Annotated in this window: 17 protein-coding genes; 8 read left to right on the top strand and 9 right to left on the bottom strand. The window is 60.5% G+C overall.

Features of this window, described 5'->3' with window-relative positions:
• Nucleotides 1-159: 159 nt before the first annotated feature.
• Nucleotides 160-696, top strand: a complete 537-nt coding sequence (locus BUB69_RS02305) for a sterol desaturase family protein (protein WP_073162091.1) — start codon at nt 160-162, stop codon at nt 694-696.
• Here the strand turns inward: BUB69_RS02305 and crtB are convergent.
• From crtB to fni, 5 genes are read right to left on the bottom strand one after another with little or no spacing between them, the layout of a single operon-like run.
• Entirely contained in the window at nt 626-1,579 is a 954-nt protein-coding gene (crtB, locus tag BUB69_RS02300; RefSeq protein ID WP_073162090.1) for a 15-cis-phytoene synthase CrtB, read from the bottom strand. The two genes, BUB69_RS02305 and crtB, sit on opposite strands and share 71 nt — an antisense overlap.
• On the bottom strand, nt 1,576-3,066 hold the full coding sequence (locus BUB69_RS02295) for a phytoene desaturase (protein ID WP_073162089.1): 1,491 nt from the start codon (nt 3,064-3,066) through the stop codon (nt 1,576-1,578). The genes crtB and BUB69_RS02295 overlap by 4 nt, the downstream gene beginning before the upstream one ends.
• Entirely contained in the window at nt 3,063-4,229 is a 1,167-nt protein-coding gene (gene crtY / locus BUB69_RS02290) for a lycopene beta-cyclase CrtY (RefSeq protein ID WP_073162088.1), read from the bottom strand. Before crtY ends, BUB69_RS02295 begins: the two co-directional genes overlap by 4 nt.
• Complete coding sequence (locus BUB69_RS02285; RefSeq protein ID WP_073162087.1) at nt 4,219-5,499, bottom strand: glycosyltransferase; 1,281 nt, start codon at nt 5,497-5,499, stop codon at nt 4,219-4,221. The genes crtY and BUB69_RS02285 overlap by 11 nt, the downstream gene beginning before the upstream one ends.
• Nucleotides 5,496-6,545, bottom strand: coding sequence for a type 2 isopentenyl-diphosphate Delta-isomerase (fni, locus tag BUB69_RS02280; RefSeq protein ID WP_073162086.1), 1,050 nt, complete (start codon nt 6,543-6,545; stop codon nt 5,496-5,498). Before fni ends, BUB69_RS02285 begins: the two co-directional genes overlap by 4 nt.
• A 169-nt stretch (nt 6,546-6,714) precedes the next feature.
• Here fni and BUB69_RS02275 point away from each other — a divergent pair, with 169 nt between their 5' ends.
• Entirely contained in the window at nt 6,715-7,611 is an 897-nt protein-coding gene (locus BUB69_RS02275) for a polyprenyl synthetase family protein (RefSeq protein WP_073162085.1), read from the top strand.
• Here BUB69_RS02275 and BUB69_RS02270 read toward each other — a convergent pair.
• Nucleotides 7,583-8,668 (bottom strand): diguanylate cyclase, encoded by a 1,086-nt coding sequence (locus BUB69_RS02270; protein WP_073162084.1) that lies wholly within the window; start codon nt 8,666-8,668, stop codon nt 7,583-7,585. The two genes, BUB69_RS02275 and BUB69_RS02270, sit on opposite strands and share 29 nt — an antisense overlap.
• Nucleotides 8,669-9,040: 372 nt before the next feature.
• Here BUB69_RS02270 and yghX point away from each other — a divergent pair, with 372 nt between their 5' ends.
• Complete coding sequence (gene yghX, locus BUB69_RS02265; protein WP_073162083.1) at nt 9,041-9,928, top strand: YghX family hydrolase; 888 nt, start codon at nt 9,041-9,043, stop codon at nt 9,926-9,928.
• A 393-nt stretch (nt 9,929-10,321) separates the two neighbouring features.
• Here yghX and ydiJ read toward each other — a convergent pair whose 3' ends face one another.
• Entirely contained in the window at nt 10,322-13,369 is a 3,048-nt protein-coding gene (gene ydiJ / locus BUB69_RS02260; protein WP_073162082.1) for a D-2-hydroxyglutarate dehydrogenase YdiJ, read from the bottom strand.
• 154 nt (nt 13,370-13,523) lie between these two features.
• Here ydiJ and BUB69_RS02255 point away from each other — a divergent pair, with 154 nt between their 5' ends.
• From BUB69_RS02255 to BUB69_RS02240, 4 genes are all read left to right on the top strand, one after another.
• Nucleotides 13,524-14,429 (top strand): LysR substrate-binding domain-containing protein, encoded by a 906-nt coding sequence (locus BUB69_RS02255; RefSeq protein ID WP_073162081.1) that lies wholly within the window; start codon nt 13,524-13,526, stop codon nt 14,427-14,429.
• A gap of 12 nt (nt 14,430-14,441) precedes the next feature.
• Nucleotides 14,442-15,344 carry a LysR substrate-binding domain-containing protein gene (locus BUB69_RS02250; protein WP_073162080.1) on the top strand — a complete coding sequence of 301 codons (903 nt, stop codon included), beginning with the start codon at nt 14,442-14,444 and terminating at the stop codon, nt 15,342-15,344.
• Nucleotides 15,345-15,521: 177 nt separating this feature from the next.
• Nucleotides 15,522-16,832 (top strand): MFS transporter, encoded by a 1,311-nt coding sequence (locus tag BUB69_RS02245; RefSeq protein WP_073162079.1) that lies wholly within the window; start codon nt 15,522-15,524, stop codon nt 16,830-16,832.
• The gene (locus tag BUB69_RS02240) at nt 16,829-18,088 is read left to right on the top strand and encodes a metal-dependent hydrolase family protein (RefSeq protein ID WP_073162078.1); all 1,260 of its coding nucleotides are present in this window, start codon (nt 16,829-16,831) and stop codon (nt 18,086-18,088) included. Before BUB69_RS02245 ends, BUB69_RS02240 begins: the two co-directional genes overlap by 4 nt.
• A gap of 306 nt (nt 18,089-18,394) precedes the next feature.
• On the opposite strand, the gene BUB69_RS02235 is transcribed toward BUB69_RS02240, so the two are convergent.
• Both BUB69_RS02235 and BUB69_RS02230 read right to left on the bottom strand, forming a co-directional pair.
• Nucleotides 18,395-19,294 (bottom strand): polysaccharide deacetylase family protein, encoded by a 900-nt coding sequence (locus tag BUB69_RS02235; RefSeq protein ID WP_141121802.1) that lies wholly within the window; start codon nt 19,292-19,294, stop codon nt 18,395-18,397.
• A gap of 138 nt (nt 19,295-19,432) precedes the next feature.
• Nucleotides 19,433-20,560, bottom strand: coding sequence for a GNAT family N-acetyltransferase/peptidase C39 family protein (locus BUB69_RS02230; RefSeq protein WP_073162076.1), 1,128 nt, complete (start codon nt 20,558-20,560; stop codon nt 19,433-19,435).
• Between the two features lie 92 nt (nt 20,561-20,652).
• Between BUB69_RS02230 and BUB69_RS02225 the strand changes: the two genes are divergently transcribed.
• Nucleotides 20,653-22,239 (top strand): RimK family protein, encoded by a 1,587-nt coding sequence (locus BUB69_RS02225; protein ID WP_073162075.1) that lies wholly within the window; start codon nt 20,653-20,655, stop codon nt 22,237-22,239.
• Nucleotides 22,240-22,243 lie beyond the last annotated feature (4 nt).

Genomic DNA, 22,243 nt, shown 5'->3' with positions numbered 1-22,243 from the left:
CGCTGACATCCATCAGGGCCGGCACTGTGATCATGCAATGAACGCCTGCCCCTGTGCAGCGGTAGGCCAATCAGCGCTGTCGAGCGCGGCCTGCGAGACCGATAGAACGCACGCAGGCCTTTTGCAGTCCCATGGAGGGCGATCCTTGAGGACAAACGGATGATAGTCAACTCGCTGGTGTTTCTGGCCACGCTCATCGGCATGGAAGGCTTTGCCTTCCTGGCCCACAAATACGTGATGCATGGCTGGGGATGGGGCTGGCATCGCTCACATCATGAGCCCCGGACCGGCTGGTTCGAGAAGAACGACCTGTATGCCGTGGTCTTTGCTGGCGTGGCCATCGTGCTGATTGCGCTGGGCACCGAAGGCTACCCTCCACTGCAGTGGATCGGCGCTGGCATGACCGCGTATGGCCTGCTGTATTTCATTGCCCACGACGGGCTGGTGCATCGGCGCTGGCCGTTCAGTTTCGTGCCACGCAGCGGCTACGGTAAACGGTTGTATCAAGCGCACCTGATGCACCATGCGGTGTCCGGGAAGGAACGCTGTGTGTCGTTCGGCTTTTTGTATGCGCCGTCTGTTTCAAGCTTGAAAGCACAACTGCGTGCATTGCACGGTGGGCCGCTCAATAAACATGACGAGGACGTTGCCACAGATCGGTCGGCCGAGCGGGATGGTGCTTCCAGCGCGAAGTAGTGGCGCGCCAGCCCCCCGCGATCACCCGCCCGACCTTTTCCGCTTTCGAGGTTGACTGGCGCGTGTCCCAGGCCTGTGCACCAGCCGCCCTCACCTTCATGCCAATCTCGCGGTATACACCACTGGCGGTGGCCACAGCCCAGGCCGAGCGCCATGGGAGCGACGCAAGCCCGGCTTCAGCGCTGAGGTAGAACGGCTCGGCAAGATCGACCAGTCGGCGAGCGATGACGGCAAGCCGCTGGCGATAGTGCGGAGCGGCCAGCTGGTCGCGTGGAATGCCGAGCTCAGCCAGCCACTCGGCGGGAAGATAACAGCGGCCGACCGCGGCATCCTCGACGATGTCGCGAGCAATATTGGTCAACTGAAACCCCATACCCAGATCACAGGCGCGATCCAATGTTCCTTGGTCGCTGACGTTCATGACCTGCGCCATCATCAGCCCGACCACTCCGGCCACGTGATAACAGTATTGGAGCGTGTCTTCGATGCTGTGGTAGTCGCGATGATCCACGTCCATCGCGAATCCTGCCAGATGGTCAAGCGCATAATCCTGGCGAATGCCATGGCGATAGACCACCTCCTTGAAGGCAGCGAAGGCCGGTGTTTGAACAGGTATTCCTGCGTAGACGTCATGCGTTTGAGCGACAAGGTGGGCCAGACGTTCGCGCGCTTCAGCCTGCGAGACCACCGTTGCATCATGACCCGCTTCCTGACCGTCAATCACGTCGTCACAGTGACGACACCAGGCATATAACATCACAGCGCTGCGGCGTGTCAGCGGATCGAACAGCTTCGACGCGGCCGCAAAGCTCTTCGAGCCCACCGCAATGCTCTGTAACGCGTGCTCGAGCAACGGTTGATTTTTTGTATCGGGTGCCGTCATGCGTGAACGCCCTCCAGCATCAGCCCTGCGGTGGCCTTGGCCGAACCGATCACGCCCGGAACGCCTGCGCCGGGATGAGTGCCGGCGCCGACCAGATAAACATTGGCGAGATGGGCGTCGCGGTTGTGGGGGCGAAACCAGGCACTTTGCTGCAGGACCGGCTCCAGTGAAAACGCGGACCCCAGGTGTGCGTTGAGCTCGTCGCGAAAATCGTTGGGCGTGAATATACGGCTGGTGACCAGATCCTCACGCAGCCCCGGCATGTAGTACTTTTCCAGGTAGTCAAAGATACGATCCCGGTAGCGCGGCCCTTCGATTTCCCAATCGATGGGCGCATTACCCAGATGCGGAACAGGCGATAACACGTAGTGGCTGGAGCAGCCCGGCGGCGCCAGACCCGGATCAGTGATGCACGGTGCGTGTAAATACAGGGAAAAATCTTCGGCCAACGCATCGCCCTTGAAGATCTCCTGAATCAGCTCGCGGTAGCGCGGCCCGAAGCACACCGTGTGGTGCTGCAACTGGGGCTGCGGGCGTTTCAGCCCGAAATGGATGACGAACAGCGAGTTGCTGAACCGCTTGCGCTTGAGTCGCGCCCCTTCCTTCACACCGCGCGAGCACTGGGCCAGCAGGTCGGCGTAGGTATGCACCACATCGGCATTGGATGCCACGCAATCAGCGCTCAATACACGACCATCACGCAGACGCACACCCGTGGCGCGTGTGCCACTGACTTCGATATTGGCCACTTCGGCGTTCAATTCGATACGCCCGCCGATGTCTTCGAACAGCTTGACCAATCCCTGTACCAGCGCGCCGGTCCCGCCCTTGGGAAACCACACGCCCCACTGGCGCTCCAGCGCATGGATGAGGGTATAGATCGATGAAGTGGCGAACGGATTACCTCCCACGAGCAGCGAATGAAATGAAAACGCTTGCCGCAGTTTTTCGTCTTCGATGAACTCCGACACCTTGGAGTACACGCTGCGCCAGGCCTGAAGCCGCGCCAGTTGCGGTCCGGCCTGAATCATGTCGCGAAACGATAGAAAGGGCACCGCCCCCAGCTTCAGATAGCCCTCCTTGAACACCGCTTTGGAATACGCCAGAAACCGCTGATAGCCCGCAACATCCTTGGGGTTGAGCGCGCCGATCTGACGATCCAGCGACGCCTGGTCATTGCCATAATCGAACTGTGTGCCGTCTTCCCAGCACAGGCGATAAAACGGCGAAACCGGCAACAGCTCGACGTAGTCCTTGATTGATTTTCCCGCCGCCGTGAACAGTTCTTCAATGGCCGATGGATCAGTGATTACGGTGGGACCTGCGTCGAAGGTGAAGCCTTCGTCCTGATAGACATAGGCCCGACCGCCCGGCTTGTCGCGCTTTTCAAGCAAGGTGGTCTGCACACCTGCGGCCTGAAGCCGGATCGCCAGTGCCAGGCCGCCAAAACCGGCACCGATCACCACCGCGTTCTTTGCTGGAGTCATAGGGAGTTCTCGTAATGTCTGGGCAGGTAACGTACGGCAGCGCGCAGGGCTTGGGCGACCGGTACGGGAGGTTTGCCGACCAGCACCCGGACCTTGTCACGCGCGAGAGTGTCACCCGCGTAAAAACGACTGATCAGGTTTTCGGGCAAACCGTAAAAGCGCTGCATCACTTGCCAGCGGTCCTGGGGCTGTCCGGCCAGAAACAACATGCGATTGAGCAGGCGATAGAAGCGCTGGCGCTGCCATTGGGTGCGCGCAAAGCCGCGTATGCCCTGTGCCAGCGGCTGGGCCTGGAGGTCCTGCTGACCGGCTACCCATTCGGCAAGCCGTACGGCCAGCGGCAACGAATAACCGGTGGTGCAATGGAACAGGCCTGCTCGCAGGCCGGAACGCGGCTGGCCGGGATTTTCGTTCCAGAACGCGTTGAAATCGCCCGCCAGGGTGATGGGCAGTACGCCGTGCTCTTCACGCAGGCAGGCCTCAATGGCCCAGCCGTGCTGATGTGCATAATCGGCAATGTGCCGACGAAGCTCGTGCGGCGAAGACGACTGCCGATCCACGTAGTGCGTGTCTTCGATCAACAGGGTGTCTGCCGAAAAGGGCAGCACATAGACAAAACGATAGCCGCTTGCCTGGGCAACCCTGGCATCCATGATGATCGGCATGTCCAGCCCGTGCGGGTGTTTCAGCTGCAGCAGTTGCCCCAGAAACGCCTGCTGACCCAGCACCAGATGGGCGCTGCTCTGTACGCCACGGCCATCGATTACAGCACGCGCCTGAAGGTGCTCCCCGCTATCAAGCACCACAGCGCAAGGGGTGACCTGGGCAATACGTTGCCCGGTAAGCAGACTGTCACCCAGCACCGGCTCGATGACCTGCGCAAACCGTTCGGACGTGATGCTGGCATAGCCGCTCTGCATTCGTCGTGAGCGCTCGGGAAAGTAAACGTCGTAGGCAGGCCACGTCTTGACCACCAATGGGCTGAGCCATTGGCGCTGCTCGGGGCTGAGGTCGCCGTCGTGAAACGACCAGGTGTGGTTGCCGCCCAGTTGATTCTGTTCCTCGATACACAGGATCTTCAATTCGGGACGCTGCTGCTTGAGCCGCCAGGCGATCAGCCCATTGGCCAGGCCGCCACCGGCGAGAATCAGGTCATAGCGCATGAACACCTCCGGCAAACACCGGCTGGCGAGTACGCACCACGGTTTCGGCAATGTCTGCCGCCCGCGCCGCTCCGCCTGCGCAGTCCAGCTCCTTGGCCAGCTGTCGCAACGGCTTGTCGGAATGCACGAGCAAGTGCTGCAACCGTGCGTGAATCTTCGCAGCACGGGCACGACGATGCAGCTGTTTGCCCAGCCTGTGGTAACAGACCCTGGCGGCCACGCCGGGCTGATCGAACGCAATGGGCATGACCAGCATCGGCGTGCACGCGGCAATGGCATCCATCACCGTATTCAGGCCACCATGGGTGATCACCACATCAGCCTGCTCCAGCACCCACTGCTGAGGCGCGAACGCTGTGACTCTGACATCGCCCATCTGCCTCAACGTCTGCTCCTGAGCCGCGTCGAGCCCGCCACAGTGCGCGATGAGCAATTGCGCGCCCAGACGCTGACAGGCGATGACCATCTGCTTGAACATATCCAGCCGCCCGCCCTGCAACGTGCCCAGACTGGCAAAAATGAACGGGCGATTCGGGTCGATGGACCATTCACCCTCCACCCTTGTGGTCCTGGATCGCAGCGGCCCCACCGTATGGAAATGCGCGGGCCGGTGTTCACGCGGGAAATCAAAGCCATCGAGCGTCTGACTGATCTGCGCGAACGGCGACAGGTACTCGTGCATGCCGTCGCGTGGTGTAACGCCCAGCCGGTGCGAAGCCTCGTGCAGCACCGTGCGCAAAGGCCGCATGAACCAGTCGTAGACCCGGGTGCTGGCTTCATACAATCGCGTGCTGCGTGTGTCTGTGCCGAAGGCGAACGGCATCACTGGCAAAGGCAGGTGCGGCTCTCGGTTGATCGGCAACGCGCAGGCCACCGAAATGAACGGCAGGTCCAGCGCTTCTGCCACCAGACCGCCGCCCGCCTCCATCTGGTCGCAGAGCAACGCATCAATGGCCTCATGTGCCAGTGCGGCCGGCAACTCGGAGCAAAACATGGCAGTGGTCGCGCTCAAGTCGCGTATGACACGTCGCAAACCCAGCGGGCCGTTCGGGGCCGCAGCGCGCCCCAACGAGCCGGCCAGACTGCCAGGCGGGTGAGTGATGGCTCCCAGCGCATAGAAACCAATGCGTGGATCAGTCAGCCAGCGATGCGCATCGGCCTGATGAAAGAACGTCACCCTGTGGCCGCGCTCGATCAGCTCCAGTGCCAGCGCCTGGAACGCTTGAAAGTGGCTATAGAATGCGGGCGCCACCACGCCGAAATGACTCATGACAAGCGCTCGCTCGACGGGATGGGAGTGATGAGTCGTGCTTCACGCAGCGCGGCCAGATCCCGGGATCCGGTACAGAAACAGACGATGCGCAGCTGGCGAATTATTGTTTCAAAATGTTCAACGACGGCTGAATCGGATTCCAGTGCCTGGTGAAGCACGCCCGCCGCCTGCCCGACCAGATCCGCTCCAAGGCGAATGGCTCTGGCCGCATCGATACCGTCACGAATGCCCCCGGATGCGATCAGCGTAGTCTGTGGCAGTGCCTGTCGCACGTTGACCAGACTGGTCGCCGTCGGAATGCCCCAATTGGCAAAGGCCAGCGCCACGTCCCGATCAGCCTGCCGCACAGCCCGCTCACCCTCGATCGCGGCCCAGCTGGTGCCGCCCTTGCCTGCCACATCCAGGACGTGTACCCCGACTGCAACCAGCGCTCGCGCCACCGCAGCAGACAGCCCCGCGCCCACTTCCTTGACGATAACCGGCACCCCGATGCTGTCCACCGTACGCCCGATGATCTCCAGCACCCCTCGCCAATCCTTGTCGCCCTCCGCTTGTACGGCCTCCTGCAACGGGTTGAGATGGATGATCAGGGCATCTGCCTGCAAGGCATCCACGGCACGCCGCGCAAGCTCAAGCCCATCGGGTTCGAGCAGTTGCGCAGCGCCAATGTTGCTCAGCAACGGAATGTCAGGGGCCAGACGCCGGAGTTCACGGGTCAGGCCCTGATCGTTGGCGCTACGCAGCCCCACGCGCTGCGAACCTACACCCATCGCAATCCCCAACTCCTGCGCAGCCAGGGCCAGATGGCGATTGATAGCGGTCGAGCGTTCAGCGCCGCCGGTCATCGAGCTGATCAACAAGGGCGCACGCAGTGCAATACCCAGCAGACTGCTGCTTAAATCAACCTCGCCGAGGTCCATTTCCGGCAACGCACAATGTTCGAAACGTACCGCGTCAAAGCCCGTATCAGAGCCTGCGCAGCGCTGACCCAGAACGATGTCGAGATGATCATCCTTGCGTCGGCTTAGGTCATTTTTGTCCATGACGGCTCCGTTTTATCTGGATCATTCTTCTGTGCGTGCGGTCTGTAGGTTCTTGAGGCACTCAGGAACCGAGGTCGTTCCGTTTGTTTGAAAAGCAGGAAGATAACCTGAGACACGGCAGCAGGACTGTCGAGCCTATAGCCTGACCCGAGTAGACACGATGACAAAAATGGAATTGGACGCTCCCCTCGATAATGGCTTGATCAAGCATCTGGCCAGCCTGCGCGAGCGAATCGAGAGGCGCCTGGACGAATTACTGCCCACCGATGGCGGTGAGCGTGATCTGGTTACGCTGGCAATGCGCGAAAGCACGCTGGCACCCGGCAAACGTGTGCGTCCGATGCTGCTGATGCTCGCCGCTGAAGGTCTGGGGCATTGCGACTCGCCGTCACTTGAGCTCGGTTGCGCGGTGGAAATGATCCACGCCGCCTCACTGGTGCTGGATGATATGCCCTGCATGGACGACGCGCAGCTCAGGCGCGGCCGCCCTACCGTGCACCTCACGTTCGGCCAGGACGTGGCCATTCTCGCCGCTGTGGCCTTGCTGAGCCGCGCGTTCGGTGTAGTCGCGGCCATCGACGACGTCTCGCCAGTCGTTCGTACCCGGATCGTTCAAATCATGGCCAATGCAGTCGGGATGCAGGGACTGGTTCGTGGCCAGTATCAGGATCTGCGCGAAGGTCAGCACAGCCGCAGCGCCGAGGAAATCGCCTTGACCAATCGGCTCAAGACCGGCGTCCTGTTCGGTGCCATCATGGACATGGCCTGGCTGATCAGCGATGCCGACGACCGGGCGCGCGTTGCGCTGCAGGGGTTTGCCACGGAGCTGGGGCATGCGTTTCAGCTCTATGACGACCTGCAGGACAACGCCGTCGACAACGCCAAGGATCAAGGCAAGGACCAGGGCAAATCCACACTGGTTTCGCTGTATGGCGAGCAAAAAGTTGCCGAGCAGTTCAACGCGCATCTTCGCAGCGCAGAGGATTACCTGATTCAGGCCTACGGCAGCACGCAAACCATCAGCGACTACCTGCGGCTCATATTTCTGAAAGCGGCGCGTCCATGATCACCTGCGTAGCCGCCATCACACGATTGCGTCCCTGTTCCTTGCCCTGATAAAGCAAGGCGTCGGCGCGATTGAGTGCAGCCTGAAAGGCTTCGCCCGGATGGACAATCGCAATCGACAATGTCGCGGTGACCTGCAGCTTGCGCGTGTCGATGCGCCCTGCCTCCTCGCTGATACGCAACCAGATCCGCTCGGCCACGCGCCGCGCATCGGCCTCTGGCGTGTCAGGCATCAGCACCAGAAATTCCTCACCGCCCCAACGTGCAGCCATATCACTGCTGCGCACGCTCGAACTGATCACGGCCGCGACCCGCTGAAGGATCAGGTCGCCTGACTCGTGGCCATGAACATCGTTGACCTGCTTGAAGTGATCGATATCAAGCAATATCAGGCAGGCCGAAAGCCCTTCGCGCTGGGACTCCAACTGACGAACCCGATACAGAATCCGGCGACGGGTGTAGAGGTTGGTCAAACTGTCGCGATTGGCAATGTGGTACAGGCTAAGTTGCATGGACGAGGTAAACCGCACCGACAACGCTGTTGCGTAAATGGAAAGAGCGGTCGCGATCAGTACGTTGCCGATACCGAACAGGTCGAGCACATCCCTGCTCAATCCGGACGACAGCCCCATGTACTGACGAAACGTGAAGCACCCCACAGCCGCCAGCAGGATCGCCAGGCTGAAGAGCAGGCGTCTGAAGGTTGCCAGCTGGAACGTAAACGCGATGATGGGCACGACGCAGAACAGGTAATAACTGAAGTTGCTCTCCCAGCCGAGCACCCAGGTGGCAAGGACTGCATGCGCAATGATTTCGATACTCATCAGTTGGCCGGCCTGCCTGTAACGCTTACCGCTGATGAGGTACAGGCAGTTGAGGTAAATCAGCGTGCTCAGAAAATTGGCTCCCCAAAGGATGGGCACGTCCAGCAGAAAGAACACAAAAAACAACACGAAGTGGATGAGCAGCGCGAAATACACAATCGGGACGATGTGTTTCCAGAACTGCACAGCAGTTTCCTTGAACAACTGGGAACGGTCATCAGAGGAAAGAATCATCGTGTTATCTCGAAGGTGCAGGTCGAATGCGCTCAGGGGTCACAAGGCACAATTCATGACGTATTGTCGGCAAAAACCAGCCGCGCTTGATGTGCCGCGCGACAATTATGTTATCGCCTGTGGCGTGAGCAGGACTTGTTTGAAGGCGTAAGACCGGGAAAGTGCCGCACTGGCTTTCGAACAATTCAACTAACGCGTCTGGCTGGCCGGTTACGCAGCTGAAATATCGCCTTGGGGCCAAACACTGCTTTAATGGAGCCGGACTCGTCAGTGTGCCGTCGTGGCGCCTATAGCCTCCAGGCTCGGTACGAAAAGTGGCTGCGCTCGCCGATTTTTCTTACAAAGCTTAACAATCCAGAAGGATGGGTACGGATGGAACGTCTCACAGCGAAAGACTTTGCCCCTGAACTGCTCGAACTTTACGACTATTACGCGCATGGCAAGATCAACCGGCGCGAATTCCTCGACCGCGCGGCAGTGTTCACCCTGGGGGGCCTGACTGCAAGCGCGCTGCTTGCGTCGCTGAGCCCCAATTATGCGCTGGCCGAGCAGGTGGAATTCACCGACCCGGATATCATCGCCGAATACGTGTCCTACCCCTCGCCCAAGGGGCATGGTCAGGTGCGGGCCTATCTTGTGCGTCCGGCCAAGGCTACGGGCAAGGTCGCGGCTATTGTCGTGGCGCATGAAAACCGGGGTCTGAACCCTTACATAGAAGACGTCGCGCGACGCGTGGCCAAGGCCGGATTCATAGCCCTGGCGCCGGACGGGCTGTCATCGGTGGGCGGTTATCCCGGCAACGACGACAAGGGCCGCGAGCTGCAACAGAAGGTCGATCCTGAAAAACTCATGAACGACTTCTTCGCCGCCATCGAGTGGCTGATGAAGCACGACGCTACCACCGGCAAAGTCGGGATCACCGGTTTCTGCTATGGCGGTGGCGTGACCAACGCGGCAGCCGTGGCCTACCCGGAGCTGGGCGCTGCCGTGTCGTTCTACGGGCGTCAGCCGAAATCCGAGGATGTGGCAAAGATCAAGGCGCCGATCATGATTCATTACGGCGAACTGGACACCCGCATCAACGAGGGCTGGCCCGCTTACGAACAGGCCCTGAAAGCCGCTGGCACGACTTACGAAACCTACATTTATCCGGGCGCCAACCACGGCTTCCACAACGACTCGACCCCTCGCTATGACGAAGCCGCGGCAAAGCTGGCGTGGGACCGGACGCTGGGGTGGTTCAGAAAGTACCTGGTTTGAGTGTTGTTCACCCATAAACCTGTGGGAGCTTGCTCACGAAGGCGTCGGTTCAGGCGCCTCATTGTCAGGGTCTGCACTGGCCTCTTCGCGAGCAAGCTCGCTCCCACTAGCTGATACCGGTTTTGATTTGTAGGAGTGGATTTGTCCACGAAGACTGACGTTCAGACGCAACCCTTCGACTGAATGTACCGCCCCCTTCGCGGACAAGTCCGCTCCCACTGGCTGAGGCCGGTTTTCAGTCCTTAGGAGTGGACCGGGCGGCGTTCCGTTTGTCCACGAAGACTGACGTTCAGGCGCACCACGTCGGCTGAATGTACCGCCCCCTTTCCGAGCAAGCTCGCTCTTACGTTTTTTGCAATTAGCCCGTGCGACCCGTGCTCATCAGCCTAATCATCAATTCGCCCGCAACCGCTCCAGCAGTACCTGCAACGGATGCCTGATCACCTTGCCATCCTGCCGTTTGACCTGACTCCTGCACGAGTAACCATCAGCCACCAGACGGTCATCACCGCCATGACGCGCCACCAGTGGCTGCCACGACTGGCTGTAGATGATCTCGCTGGTCTTCACGTTGCGGGTTTCGTGGCCGTAGGTGCCAGACATGCCGCAGCAGCCGCTCGCCAGTACTTGCAGCGTCAAACCATTACGGGCGAATGCCTTCTGCCACAGGGCGACGCTGGCCGGTTCGTTGGTCTTTTCGGTGCAGTGCGGCAGGAAGTAATACGTCTCGCTCTCTGCTTCGGAGCCCTGTTCGACCAGCGCCGAGGCCAGCCATTCCTGCGGCAGCAGGACGGTCGGTACATGTTCGCTGCCCAGGGTCTTGCTGTATTCCTGGCGATAGACCAGCGTCATGGCCGGGTCGAGCCCGATCAGCGGAATGCCGGACTCCTGCAGCGTGCGCAGCGACTGGCTGTTGAAGCTCGCCGCCTTTTCGAACGCCGCCAGGAAGCCCTGGACCTGCAATGGCTTGCCGTTGGGGGCAAACGGCGCGAGATAGACCTGATACCCCATACGCGAGATCAGCTCCAGCCAATCCGCCGCCAGCGGGGTTTCGAAGTAGCGGGTGAACGCATCCTGCACCAGCACCACCGTACGCTGACGCTCTTGCTCGGTCAGTGCTGCCAGACGCGCAGGTGTCGCGATACCCACGTTCCAGCGCGCGCAGGCTGCGCGAAAGTCCATCCGGCTCAACAGAGGGCTGTCGACCATGCCTGCCACGTGTTCAAGCACGTAGCGCACGGGCCTTGCGCCCATCACGCCGTTGTACAGCGCAGGAAAACGCGCCAGATACGGGATACTGAATTCCAGCGAACCGATCAGATAATCCTTGAGCGGACGCAGGTAGCGGCTGTGGTACAGCTCCAGGAAGCGCGAGCGAAACTCGGGGACGTTGACTTTGACCGGGCACTGACCCGCGCAGGACTTGCATGCCAGGCAGCCCGACATGGCGTTGTACACCTCATGGGAGAAGTCCTTCTGTCCGGCCACCCGGGCTACGCTGTTCACTGTGCGTTCCGCCAGGCTCCTGACCACGCTGGCCGTACGAGCCCTGGCACTGGCGGTCAGCACGTTGACGTCCTGCTCGCCTTGCAGGCGCAGCCACTCCCGGACCAGCGACGCACGGCCTTTGGGCGAGTGCACACGATCGCGAGTGGCTTTCCAGGACGGGCACATCGCATCGTCCGGGTCGTAGTTGTAACAGGCGCCGTTACCGTTGCAATGCAGCGCGGTGTCGTAGCTCTGCCAGACACGCTCGTCGATGGTGCGGTCCAGATCACCACGCAGTTTCACCTCGTCCACCCGCGTCAGACGCGCCTCGGGCACTGAAGCCGGTGTCGCGATCTTGCCGGGGTTGAGCTGGTTGAACGGGTCACAGGCCGCCTTGAGCGCCTGCAGAGCCGGGTACAGCTCGCCGAAGTACTCAGGCACATACTGCGAGCGCAGTCCCTTGCCGTGCTCACCCCAGAGCAGGCCGCCGTAACGCTTGGTCAGCGCGGCGACGGCATCGGAAATCGGTCGAATCAATGCCGCCTGCGCCGGATCTTTCATGTCCAGAATCGGCCGCACGTGCAGCACGCCTGCGTCCACATGGCCGAACATGCCGTATTGCAGTCCGTAGCTGTCCAGCAGCGCACGGAATTCCTGAATGTAGTCGGCCAGGTTTTCCGGCGGCACGGCCGTGTCCTCGACAAACGGCTGCGGACGCGCCTCGCCCTTGACGTTGCCCAGCAACCCTACAGACCGTTTACGCATGGTGTAGACGCGATTGACCGCCGCGCTGCCGATTGCCAGCGTATGACCCAGGCGTACCACCGAGGTGTCGGTCTGCAGGTGCGCGACAAACGCATGCACACGCTGTTCGAGCTCGTTCAGCTCATCACCACTGAATTCGATCAGGTTGATGCCCAGCGTCGGCGTGGCCGGGTCTTGAGGAAAGTACTCGGCAACGCCATGCCAGACGATGTCCTGCATCGCCAGCATCAGGACCTTGGAGTCCACGGTTTCGATGGACAGTGGTTTGTGTGCCATCAACGCCTTGGCGTCGCGCAGTGCATCCATGAAGCCTGCGTAACGCACATTGACCAGAATCGAGTGCTTCGGGATGGGCAGCACGTTGAGTCTGGCTTCGACGATAAAGCCCAGCGAGCCTTCGGAGCCACAAAGCACGCTGTTGAGGTTGAAGCGCCCGTCCTCTTCACGCAGGTGCGCCAAGTCATAGCCGGTCAGGCAGCGATTGAGCGGCGGGAAGATATCCTTGATCAGTTGCGCCTGAGTATCGGCAATCTGCTGCGCGCAGCGATAGACATCGCCCGCGCGATCAACTCGTGCCTGTTCGCCAGCCAATTGCCGGTCGTCCATGGCCTGGGTATTCACATACGAGCCGCCCAGCAACACGGTGGACAGTTCCAGCACGTGGTCACGGGTCTTGCCGTACGTGCAACTGCCCTGCCCGCTGGCGTCGGTGTTGATCATGCCGCCCACGGTGGCACGGTTCGACGTCGACAGCTCGGGGGCAAAAAACAGCCCGTGGGGCTTGAGCGCGGCATTGAGCTGATCCTTGACCACACCAGTCTGGACCCGCACCCAGCGTTCCTCGACGTTGATTTCCAGGATGTTGTTCATGTGCCGCGACAGATCGACCACCACCCCATCGGTGAGCGACTGGCCGTTGGTGCCGGTGCCGCCGCCACGTGGTGTCAGGACCACCTGTTTGAATTCGGGACGAGCCGCAAGCCGTGCAACGATGGCCACGTCATGGCTGTCCATCGGGAACACCGCTGCCTGTGGCAGGCGCTGATAGATGGAGTTGTCAGTGGCCAGCACAGTGCGCGACCCGATGTCCCGGGCGATCTCCCCGCGAAAACCACCCTCGCTCAGGGCGTTGAGGAAACGCTCATAGTGAAGGACCTGTTCGGGCATCGGTTTCAACAGCGCAATCATGGTGGCTTTCCTGACTGGTTAGGCTTTTTATATGCAAAGCACGTATGCTTCGAATGACTCGCAAGCACGGCAATATCAACGGTTAACGTGATTCTCCGGCCTGCGACGCTTCAGCGCAAACGTAAAAGCTGCCGTTTTTCCATGAGTTTTATGAATGAATCCCAGAAGACTGACGCCTTCGATGTCGCTGCTCATTGCTTTTGAGGCCGCCGCCCGGCATGGCAGCTTTACCAAGGCCGCCGATGAGCTGACGCTGACCCAGAGTGCGGTGAGCCGTCAGGTTCAGGCGCTGGAAGCCCAGCTCGAGGTTGAATTGTTCAAGCGCGATGGCCGGCGCATCGAGCTGACCACCGCAGGCGCGCTGTATCAGCACGAACTGGCCGCCGCCCTCGGTCGAATCCGCAGCGCAACCCTGCAGACCATCGCGCACAAAGCCGAAGGCGGCACCCTGCATCTGGCGGTCTTGCCCACCTTCGGCTCGAAATGGCTGCTGCCGCGCATGAATGACTTCTATGCTCGTCATCCTGGCTATGTGGTGCATGTTCACTCGCGCATCGTCCACGCCGACCTGACGCCGGCGGCCAGCGAAATGAACGCGATCATTTGCGCCGGCACGGGCAACTGGCCGGGCTACATCGCGCACCCGTTGGTCAGCGAGAAGCTGGTGCTCATTGCCAGCCCCGGCGCGCTTGAGGGCTATGCGTCGATGACGCCCGCGCAAGTGGCGCAGCATTCGCTGCTCAGCGTGGTGTCGCGCCCCAATGCCTGGTCGGACTGGTTCGAGCGCAACCGGCTGGATCATCACGTAATGCGCCCCGGACCGAGCTTCGAGCTGACCTCGCACCTGATCCAGGCGGTCGCCGCAGGCATCGGCATCGCGCTGGTGCCACGCATTCTGGTGCAGGACGAACTCGGCAGCGGTGAACTGGTGACCCTGTTCGAACCGCTGGACAGCGGCCGCAATTACTATCTGGCCTACGCCACTCGCTTTCAGAACCTGCCGTCGTTGTGCGTGTTCAAGGACTGGTTGTTGTCCATTCCGTTTCCCGACAGCCTCTGATTCGGAGCTTTCATGCGTATAGAGCCGTTGCCGCCTCTGCAAAACCTGATCGCTTTCGAGGCCACGGTTCGCCATGGCAGCTTTACCCGTGCAGCCACTGAACTGAATCTGACGCAAAGCGCGATCAGTCGACAGGTGGCGCAGCTGGAAGAGTTTTTGGGGCGGGCACTGTTTCGTCGTGAGCACAAACGTATTCACCTGACCGTCGCCGGGCAGATCTATGCCGAACAGATCCAGCGCGTGCTGACGCTGTGTGCAGAGGCGACGGCGCAGGTCATTACTCACAGTGGCGAGCAACAACTGACGCTGGCGTGTTCCAGCGGCGTCGCGGCCTTATGGCTGGGCCCTTTGCTGGGTCGCTATCGCGACGAATTCCCCGGCGTGGATATCCGTTTGCGCGTCGTTGATGGGCTGGATTCACTGATTCGTGCCGAATTCGACCTGGCGTTGTACTTCCTGCGTGAAACCTCGCCTGCGGGAATGAACAGCCGTTTGCTGTTTGCCGAATCGGTGAACGCTTACTGCTCGCCCGACTACCTCGATGGTCAACTGCTGGAACCTGTGCAACTGCTCGACCATTGCCTGCTGATGCTGGAAGACGGCCAGCGCCAGTGGCTGTCCTGGAACGACTGGTTCGGCCGCCAGGGTGTCGATGCGTCGCTGATCCGCAAGCGCATGACCGTCAACCTGTACCCGGTGCTGGTGGATCTGGCCATGGCGGGACACGGCATCGTGCTGGGCTGGCAGCCGATGATCGATCGTCATGTGCAGTCCGGTGCGCTGGTGCCTGCGTGCAGCACAAGCGTCGGCGCAGTCGGCGGCTACTACCTGCTGACGCCTGGCGGCAAGACGCCGCGCCGTGCCGCAAGGGCGTTCGAGAAATGGCTGACTCAAGAGATCGCCTCACAAGGCTGATGCCTTGCATGCACGGTGCGCATGCAAACCTGCGTAAAGAGCGTTTTCTCAAAACCGGGACTGCGCCTACTCTCAACCCTAACGGGCGCTAGACCTGATTCTGTTTCACCTTCCGACTCTGCCCCCTTTATCAATGCAGGGTCGTTCCCTGCGTGTATTGCATGCAGGAGCTAAAAAGTGAGCACACCACAACAATCTCTCACGCACTCTCATAACAGACAGGCGCGTCGCGCCGTCACCGCCACGGTCATTGGCAATGGCCTGGAGTGGTTCGACTTCACGGTCTACAGCTTTTTCTCGGTGATCATCGCCAAAGTATTCTTCCCGACCGGCAGCGAGCTGACCTCTTACCTGCTGGCACTGGCCACCTTTGGCGTAGGTTTCTTCATGCGCCCGGTGGGCGGCATCGTGCTGGGTATCTACGGCGACAAGCGCGGGCGCAAGGCAGCCCTGTCGCTGACCATTCTGCTCATGGCGCTAGGCACGTTGATCATCGCGCTGACCCCAAGCTTTGCGCAGATCGGCTACATGGCCCCGGTGCTGATTGTGCTCGCGCGCCTGCTGCAAGGCTTTTCCGCAGGCGGCGAGATGGGCAGCGCCACGGCGTTTCTGACCGAACACGCGCCCGCCGGCAAAAAAGCGTTCTATTCCAGCTGGATTCAGGCCAGCATCGGCGTCGCTGTGCTGCTCGGTTCGGCGCTGGGCGCGATCCTGTCCAGCTACCTGACGCAGGCGCAACTGGAAAGCTGGGGCTGGCGCGTGCCGTTTCTGATCGGCACCCTGATCGGCCCGGTGGGCTTCTACATCCGTAGTCGCGTTGACGAGACGCCCGCCTACACGGCGAGCAAACCGGTCGACTCGCCACTGCGCGAGGTCATCAAGACCTATCCGCGCCAGACCCTGATCAGCTTTTCGCTGGTGGTGCTCTGGACCGTCTGCACCTACGCGATCCTGTTCTACATTCCGTCCTACGCACAGCGCGTGCTCGGCTTGCCATCATGGATGGGTTTCAGCGCCGGCATGATGGGTGGCGCCGTGTTGATCGTCGCCACGCCGCTGGTGGGCGCCATGGCAGATCGCACAGGCAACCGCACCTGGCTGCTGGGGTCAGCCATCGCCATCTTCTTCAGCGCGTATCCGATGTTTCTGTTCATCAACCAGATGCCGGGGTTGTTCTCGCTGCTGATTTTCGAACTGGTGCTCGGCCTGCTGATTTCCGGCTACATCGGCTCGATCCTCGCCGCGTTCGGTGAGCTGCTGCCGACCCATGTGCTGTCTACCGGCCTGTCGGTGGCCTACAACTTTGCCGTGACCATTTTCGGCGGCTTCGCGACGTTCACCATCACCTGGCTGATTGCCTCGACCGGCAGCAACCTTGCACCGGCCTTTTACATCATGTTCGCCGCCATTGTCAGCGGTATTGGCGCGACGCTCTATCGCGACCGCTCAACTGCCGTGAACCGTCCTCTGACTGGAGCCTATCAATGAGTACTGCTCAATCCCAACGTCTGATCCTGCGCAACGGTCGCCTGCTGGACCTGGAACAGGGACAACTGATTTCGGGTCAGGAAGTCGTGATCCAGGGCGAACGCATCGTGGATGTTCGCCCCGAAGGCGAGCCGGCCGGACCTGGCGATCAAGTGATTGACCTGGGCGGCAAGACCCTGATGCCGGGTCTGATCGACTGCCATGTGCACGTGTTGGCATCCAACGCCAATCTGGGCATGAATGCGCTGCAACCCAATGCAATCATCATGTACCGCGCCCTGCCGATTCTGTCCGCCATGCTGGATCGCGGTTTTACCACCGTACGTGATGCAGGCGGCGCTGACTGGGCGCTGGCGCGTTCCATTCAGTTGGGGCTGATTCCGGGGCCGAGAATCTTTGCCTCAGGCAAGGCCCTGTCCCAGACCGGCGGCCATGGCGACATGCGCGCTCGCGGTGAACTGCTGCTCAACGAACCCTGCTCGTGCTGCTTCCGCGCCGGTGCGATTGCGCGGGTGGTGGACGGCGTCGATAACGTTCGTCTGGCGGTGCGCGAAGAGCTGCAACAAGGCGCCAACCAGATCAAGATCATGGCTTCGGGCGGCGTGTCCTCACCCACTGACCCGATTGCCAACACGCAGTACAGCGAGGCTGAAATCCGCGCGATTGTCGATGAGGCCGCCGCGGCCAATACCTACGTCATGGCACACGCCTACACCGCACGCGCCATTCGCCGGGCCATTGAGTGCGGCGTGCGCACCATCGAGCACGGCAATCTGGTAGACGCCGACACAGCCCGTCTGATGGCCGAAAAAGGCGCGTTTGCGGTGCCGACCCAAGTCACCTACGAAATGCTCGCTGAATACGGTGAGCGTTTCGGCCTGCCGGCTGACTCGGTGGCCAAGATCGAGGACGTTCGTCAGGCCGGACGTAATGCGCTGCTGCTGTTCGCTGAAGCTGGGGTGCCGATGGGCTATGGCTCCGATCTGTTGGGTGAGATGCATGAGTATCAAACCCATGAACTGAAAATTCGCGCCGAGCTGCTGGGCAATCTGGCTGCACTGCGCAGCGCGACCAGCGTGGCGGCGCAGATTCTGCAACGCGAGGGTGAGCTGGGTTGCATCGCCAAGGGCGCAATGGCCGACGTACTGGTAGTGGACGGCGATCCACTGACCGACATCCATTGCCTGGTGGGTCAAGGCGAACGGTTGGCGATGATTGTTCAGGGTGGTCACGTGCGCAAGAACACGCTGAGCTGACTGGCGATCCTGGCTCAGGGGGCGATATATTCGGTCGAAGTGTTGCGTCCGAAAGGCAGTCTTCGTGGAAAAACGGAACGCCGCCAGGTCCACTTCTACGCGCTGAAAACCGGTTTCAGCCAGTGGGAGCGGACTTGTCCGCGAAGGGGCCGGAATATTCAATCGAAGGGTTGCGCCCGAAAGGCAGTCTTCGTGGAAAAACGGAACGCCGCCAGGTCCACTTCTACGCGCTGAAAACCGGTTTCAGCCAGTGGGAGCGGACTTGTCCGCGAAGGGGCCGGAATATTCAATCGAAGGGTTGCTGACTCAATCAGCGTTATGGTCCCAGATCCAGTTCCACAGGCCTGGGAGCTTCACTGGTTCCGCATCATCCTTGACTGTACGAGCCATGGCTGCGCGCTGCAATTGCGCGCTGTCGTCGTAGAACGGCCTGGAAGACAGCCGCACGCCGGTCTGGTTGGCGCTGTCGAGCAGAATCTGCAGGTACTCTCGCGTATGTCGCGCGGTATAGCGGTTCAGATCATGAAACGTCACCACCACCGGAATCACCCCATCGACCGCGGGTAACTCGCCGGCGGCGATGCGTTCGCGCACTTGTGATAACTGACTGACCATATTGGAGCGCCGCCTGAGGCTGAAGTTGTAGCCCCAGATTTTTCCGTCATTGGCGCTCAGGTCGGTCAGCAGCACATGCAGTCCGTGTTGCTGGTAGGCGCTGAATGTACGTTTGTCGTAATTCCAGAAGGGCGGGCGCAGCAAGACGGTCGGCACGCCGGTGATCGACTCAATGATCGCGCTACCTTGAGTCAACGAATGATCCAGTTCCTCTGGCGACAACGAGCGATGGTTGGTGTGATGTGGCGTTGCAGTGTGAAAGCCCAGCAGATGACCTTCCTGGTGCTCGCGGTGCATGAGCGCCCGCCCCTCGTCACTGTTGCCCGCACCGGTGGCGCCGGTCTGCACGAAAAACACGGCCTTGATGTTCGGTTCAAGGGGATTGTCGGCCAGGCTGTCGAGCACCTCGGCTGTCGGATTGTGAAAGCCGGATGCGCTCGGACCGTCGTCGAACGACAGCAGAAAGCGAACCGGTGGCTGCTGCCGCAACCGCTCGGCGGTCTGGGGCGTCAGCGGGACCGGCGCGCTGATGCAGCCCGACAGGCCCAAGGCAACAGCCAGCACGCACAATACCGTGAAGGAGGGTTTCATAAGCGGGCATTCCAAATGACCAGTCAATACACGTGCCCGTAACGGGCGTTCTGCCATTCTTCCCTGCCCGGCCCATCCAGTGCTTCGTCATCTGCGGCGCACACACTAGCCTTGCCCCGTCATTAAAGCCATAGCCGTTCATGAAGCGTGTGCACGATCACGGCCAGAACGTGTTGCCGGGTAAACAACCACGGCGGCACGCAGCTTGTCCGTCCCGAAACAGCTCATTCGATTGAAGTCGGCATGGCTCACCGGCAGATGCTGACAGTCCAGGGCCTGGCGGTGCAGGCTGTGATCGATATCCGGGTCATGCAAATAGACGAAATCGTTGTCGCAGTCCGTGACCATCACCCAATGCGGCGCCTTGGAGCGGGTCAGGCGATAGCTGCTGATCAGCACCAGCGGCTTGCCGCCTTCCGCCAGCACACGCGGCAGGTTCAAGGCATGATCGGCCAGCATCTGGACGCCTGAAGCGTCAAGTTCGCGACAGAACTGCTCGTGTACCAGGCGCACCACCTGCTTCTTGGTATCGCTGCGCACACCGTTCAAGAACAAAGGCCCGGACACCGACACCAACAGTTTCACGGCAAAGCCGCGCCGCCAGGCTGCCAGCGCAAGTCCCTGCGGACTGCATCCGCCATGCCCCGAGGTCATGAATACGGTGGTCGCCTCACGCCAGATCTGCAACTCCTCGGCACGCATCATCGAGCGCCCGGGTTGCAAGGCTTTCATCGCCATCAACAGGCAGGCCGGGCCGCAGGTGAAATCCAGCGTTTGCTGGTAGTAAGGCACCGAACGACCATTGTGTCGGGCGTGCTCGACAATCCGCTTTTCATACCGCAGGGCCGGCGCATGGTCCTGATAGTAATCGTCGACCTGCGCGAAGCGTCGATAGCCGCTGCGTTCATATAGACCGATGGCGGCGAGATTATCGGGCCGCACTTCCAGACGCAGATAAGCACAATCGCGCTCGACCGCCTGCTGCTCTGCGCGCTGCAACAGCTGCTTGCCAAGCCCCTGACCGCGCGCGGCATCGGCAATCGCCAGCGAATACAGACGCCCCAGCGATGTGCCACGGTGAAACAGCACCAGTGCATAACCGGTCAGTTGCCCGGCCCGCTCGGCCACGATCAGACAAGCGTTGGCCCGACGGATCATCCAGTTGAAACTGCGTGCCGTCAGACGGTCACCTTCGAAGCACTGGTTCTCCAGAAACAACAAACCCTCGACATCGGATTCCACTGCACCGCGAAATATAAAGTCCATCTGCACCGCCGTAAAAGTTGTGTAACGAAACGGGACATTTCAATAAGCACATGCTTAATAGAAAGGACTGTTTCCCATCGGATCGATTACCCATGTCAGCGGCGCAGGTGAAGATGAACGAAGTATCGGCTCAACGTGAAGTTTCAGCAACAACGAAACGGGCTTATCCCGCCGTTCCTTTTGCAGCACAGAGCCAAGTGGTCATTATTGTCGAGCGACTGGAAGACTGGGCGTCCTACTTCCCCAGCGAAGACCTGATGACGGCTCAGGACTATCTGGAAAAACCGCTGAAGGCCACAGCAGGCAAGCGTGTACAGGTCATCAACCTGTGCCGGAGCTACAAGTACCTGGGCCACGGTTATTACTGTTCGCTGTTGGCTGAGGCGCGTCAGCATCATGTGATTCCTTCAGTGCGCACGGTCAGCGAACTGACGCGCAAGTCACTGTACGGGTTGGCACTGGATGACCTGGACAAGTTGCTGGAAACCGCACTTCAGGATCACCCTTATGATGACACCGACAGTTTTACCCTGACCCTTTACTTCGGTCAGACAACCTTGGCGCCCCTGAACGATCTGGCGCGCCAGTTGTTCGAAGCGTTTCCCTGTCCGATTCTGCTGGTTGAATTCCGCAAGCGGGATAATTGGCACATTTCAGGTATCAAGGCTGGCGCACTGCCCCGCTTGCGTGACGATCAGCAAGACGAGTTCGCCCTCGCGCTGGATGGTTTCAGTCGCAAGATCTGGCGTCAGCCCAAGTCGCGCCGTCTGGCCCGCTACGACCTGGCGATCCTGCATGATCCGCATGAGCAATTGCCGCCCTCCAATGCCGAGGCACTGGCCAGTTTCATTCGCGTCGGTCAGCGACTGGGTGTCGATGTCGAATTGATCGAGAAGAAGGACTATGCGCGACTGGCCGAATACGACGCGCTGTTGATCCGTGAAACCACCAGTGTCGATAACCATACCTACCGGTTTGCCAAGAAAGCGGAAAGCGAGGGATTGGTGGTCATGGACGACTCCACGTCCATTCTGCGCTGCACCAACAAGGTGTACCTGACCGACCTGCTCAAGAGCCACGATCTGGGTATGCCGCGCACAGAAATCCTCTACAAGGACAGGCCCGAAGAGCTGGAAGGCGTTGCTGAACGCCTCGGTTTTCCGCTGGTGCTGAAAATCCCTGACGGCTGCTTCTCGCGCGGAGTCATCAAGGTCAGCACGCCTGAAGAAATGCAGACCGCCACGGCTCAGTTATTCGAGCATTCGGTATTGCTGCTGGCACAGGAGTTTTTCTACACCGAGTACGACTGGCGCATCGGCATCCTCAACCGCAAGCCGATCTTTGCCTGCCAGTACTTCATGTCCAAGGGGCATTGGCAGATCTACAACCACAAGGCCGTCGGTGCCGAGATCAATGGCGAATGCCGCACCCTGGCGGTTCACGAAGCGCCACGAGCCGTGGTCGAACTGGCGCTCAAGACCGCTAACCTGATCGGTGACGGCCTTTACGGCGTTGACCTGAAGCAGGCAGGCGACAAGGTGGTCGTCATCGAAGTCAACGACAACCCCAACCTGGACGCCGGTATCGAAGACGCTTACCTGCAGGACGATCTGTACAGTCTGGTGCTGGAGGAGTTTATCCGCCGCCTCGAACTCAAACGCCTCGGTCAGGCCTGGTGACGTC

Source organism: Pseudomonas asturiensis (genome assembly GCF_900143095.1).
In the GTDB taxonomy this organism is placed as follows: domain Bacteria; phylum Pseudomonadota; class Gammaproteobacteria; order Pseudomonadales; family Pseudomonadaceae; genus Aquipseudomonas; species Aquipseudomonas asturiensis.
The sequence above is the reverse complement of the archived record's forward strand: the minus strand, read 5'-3'. Positions and strand labels throughout refer to the sequence as shown.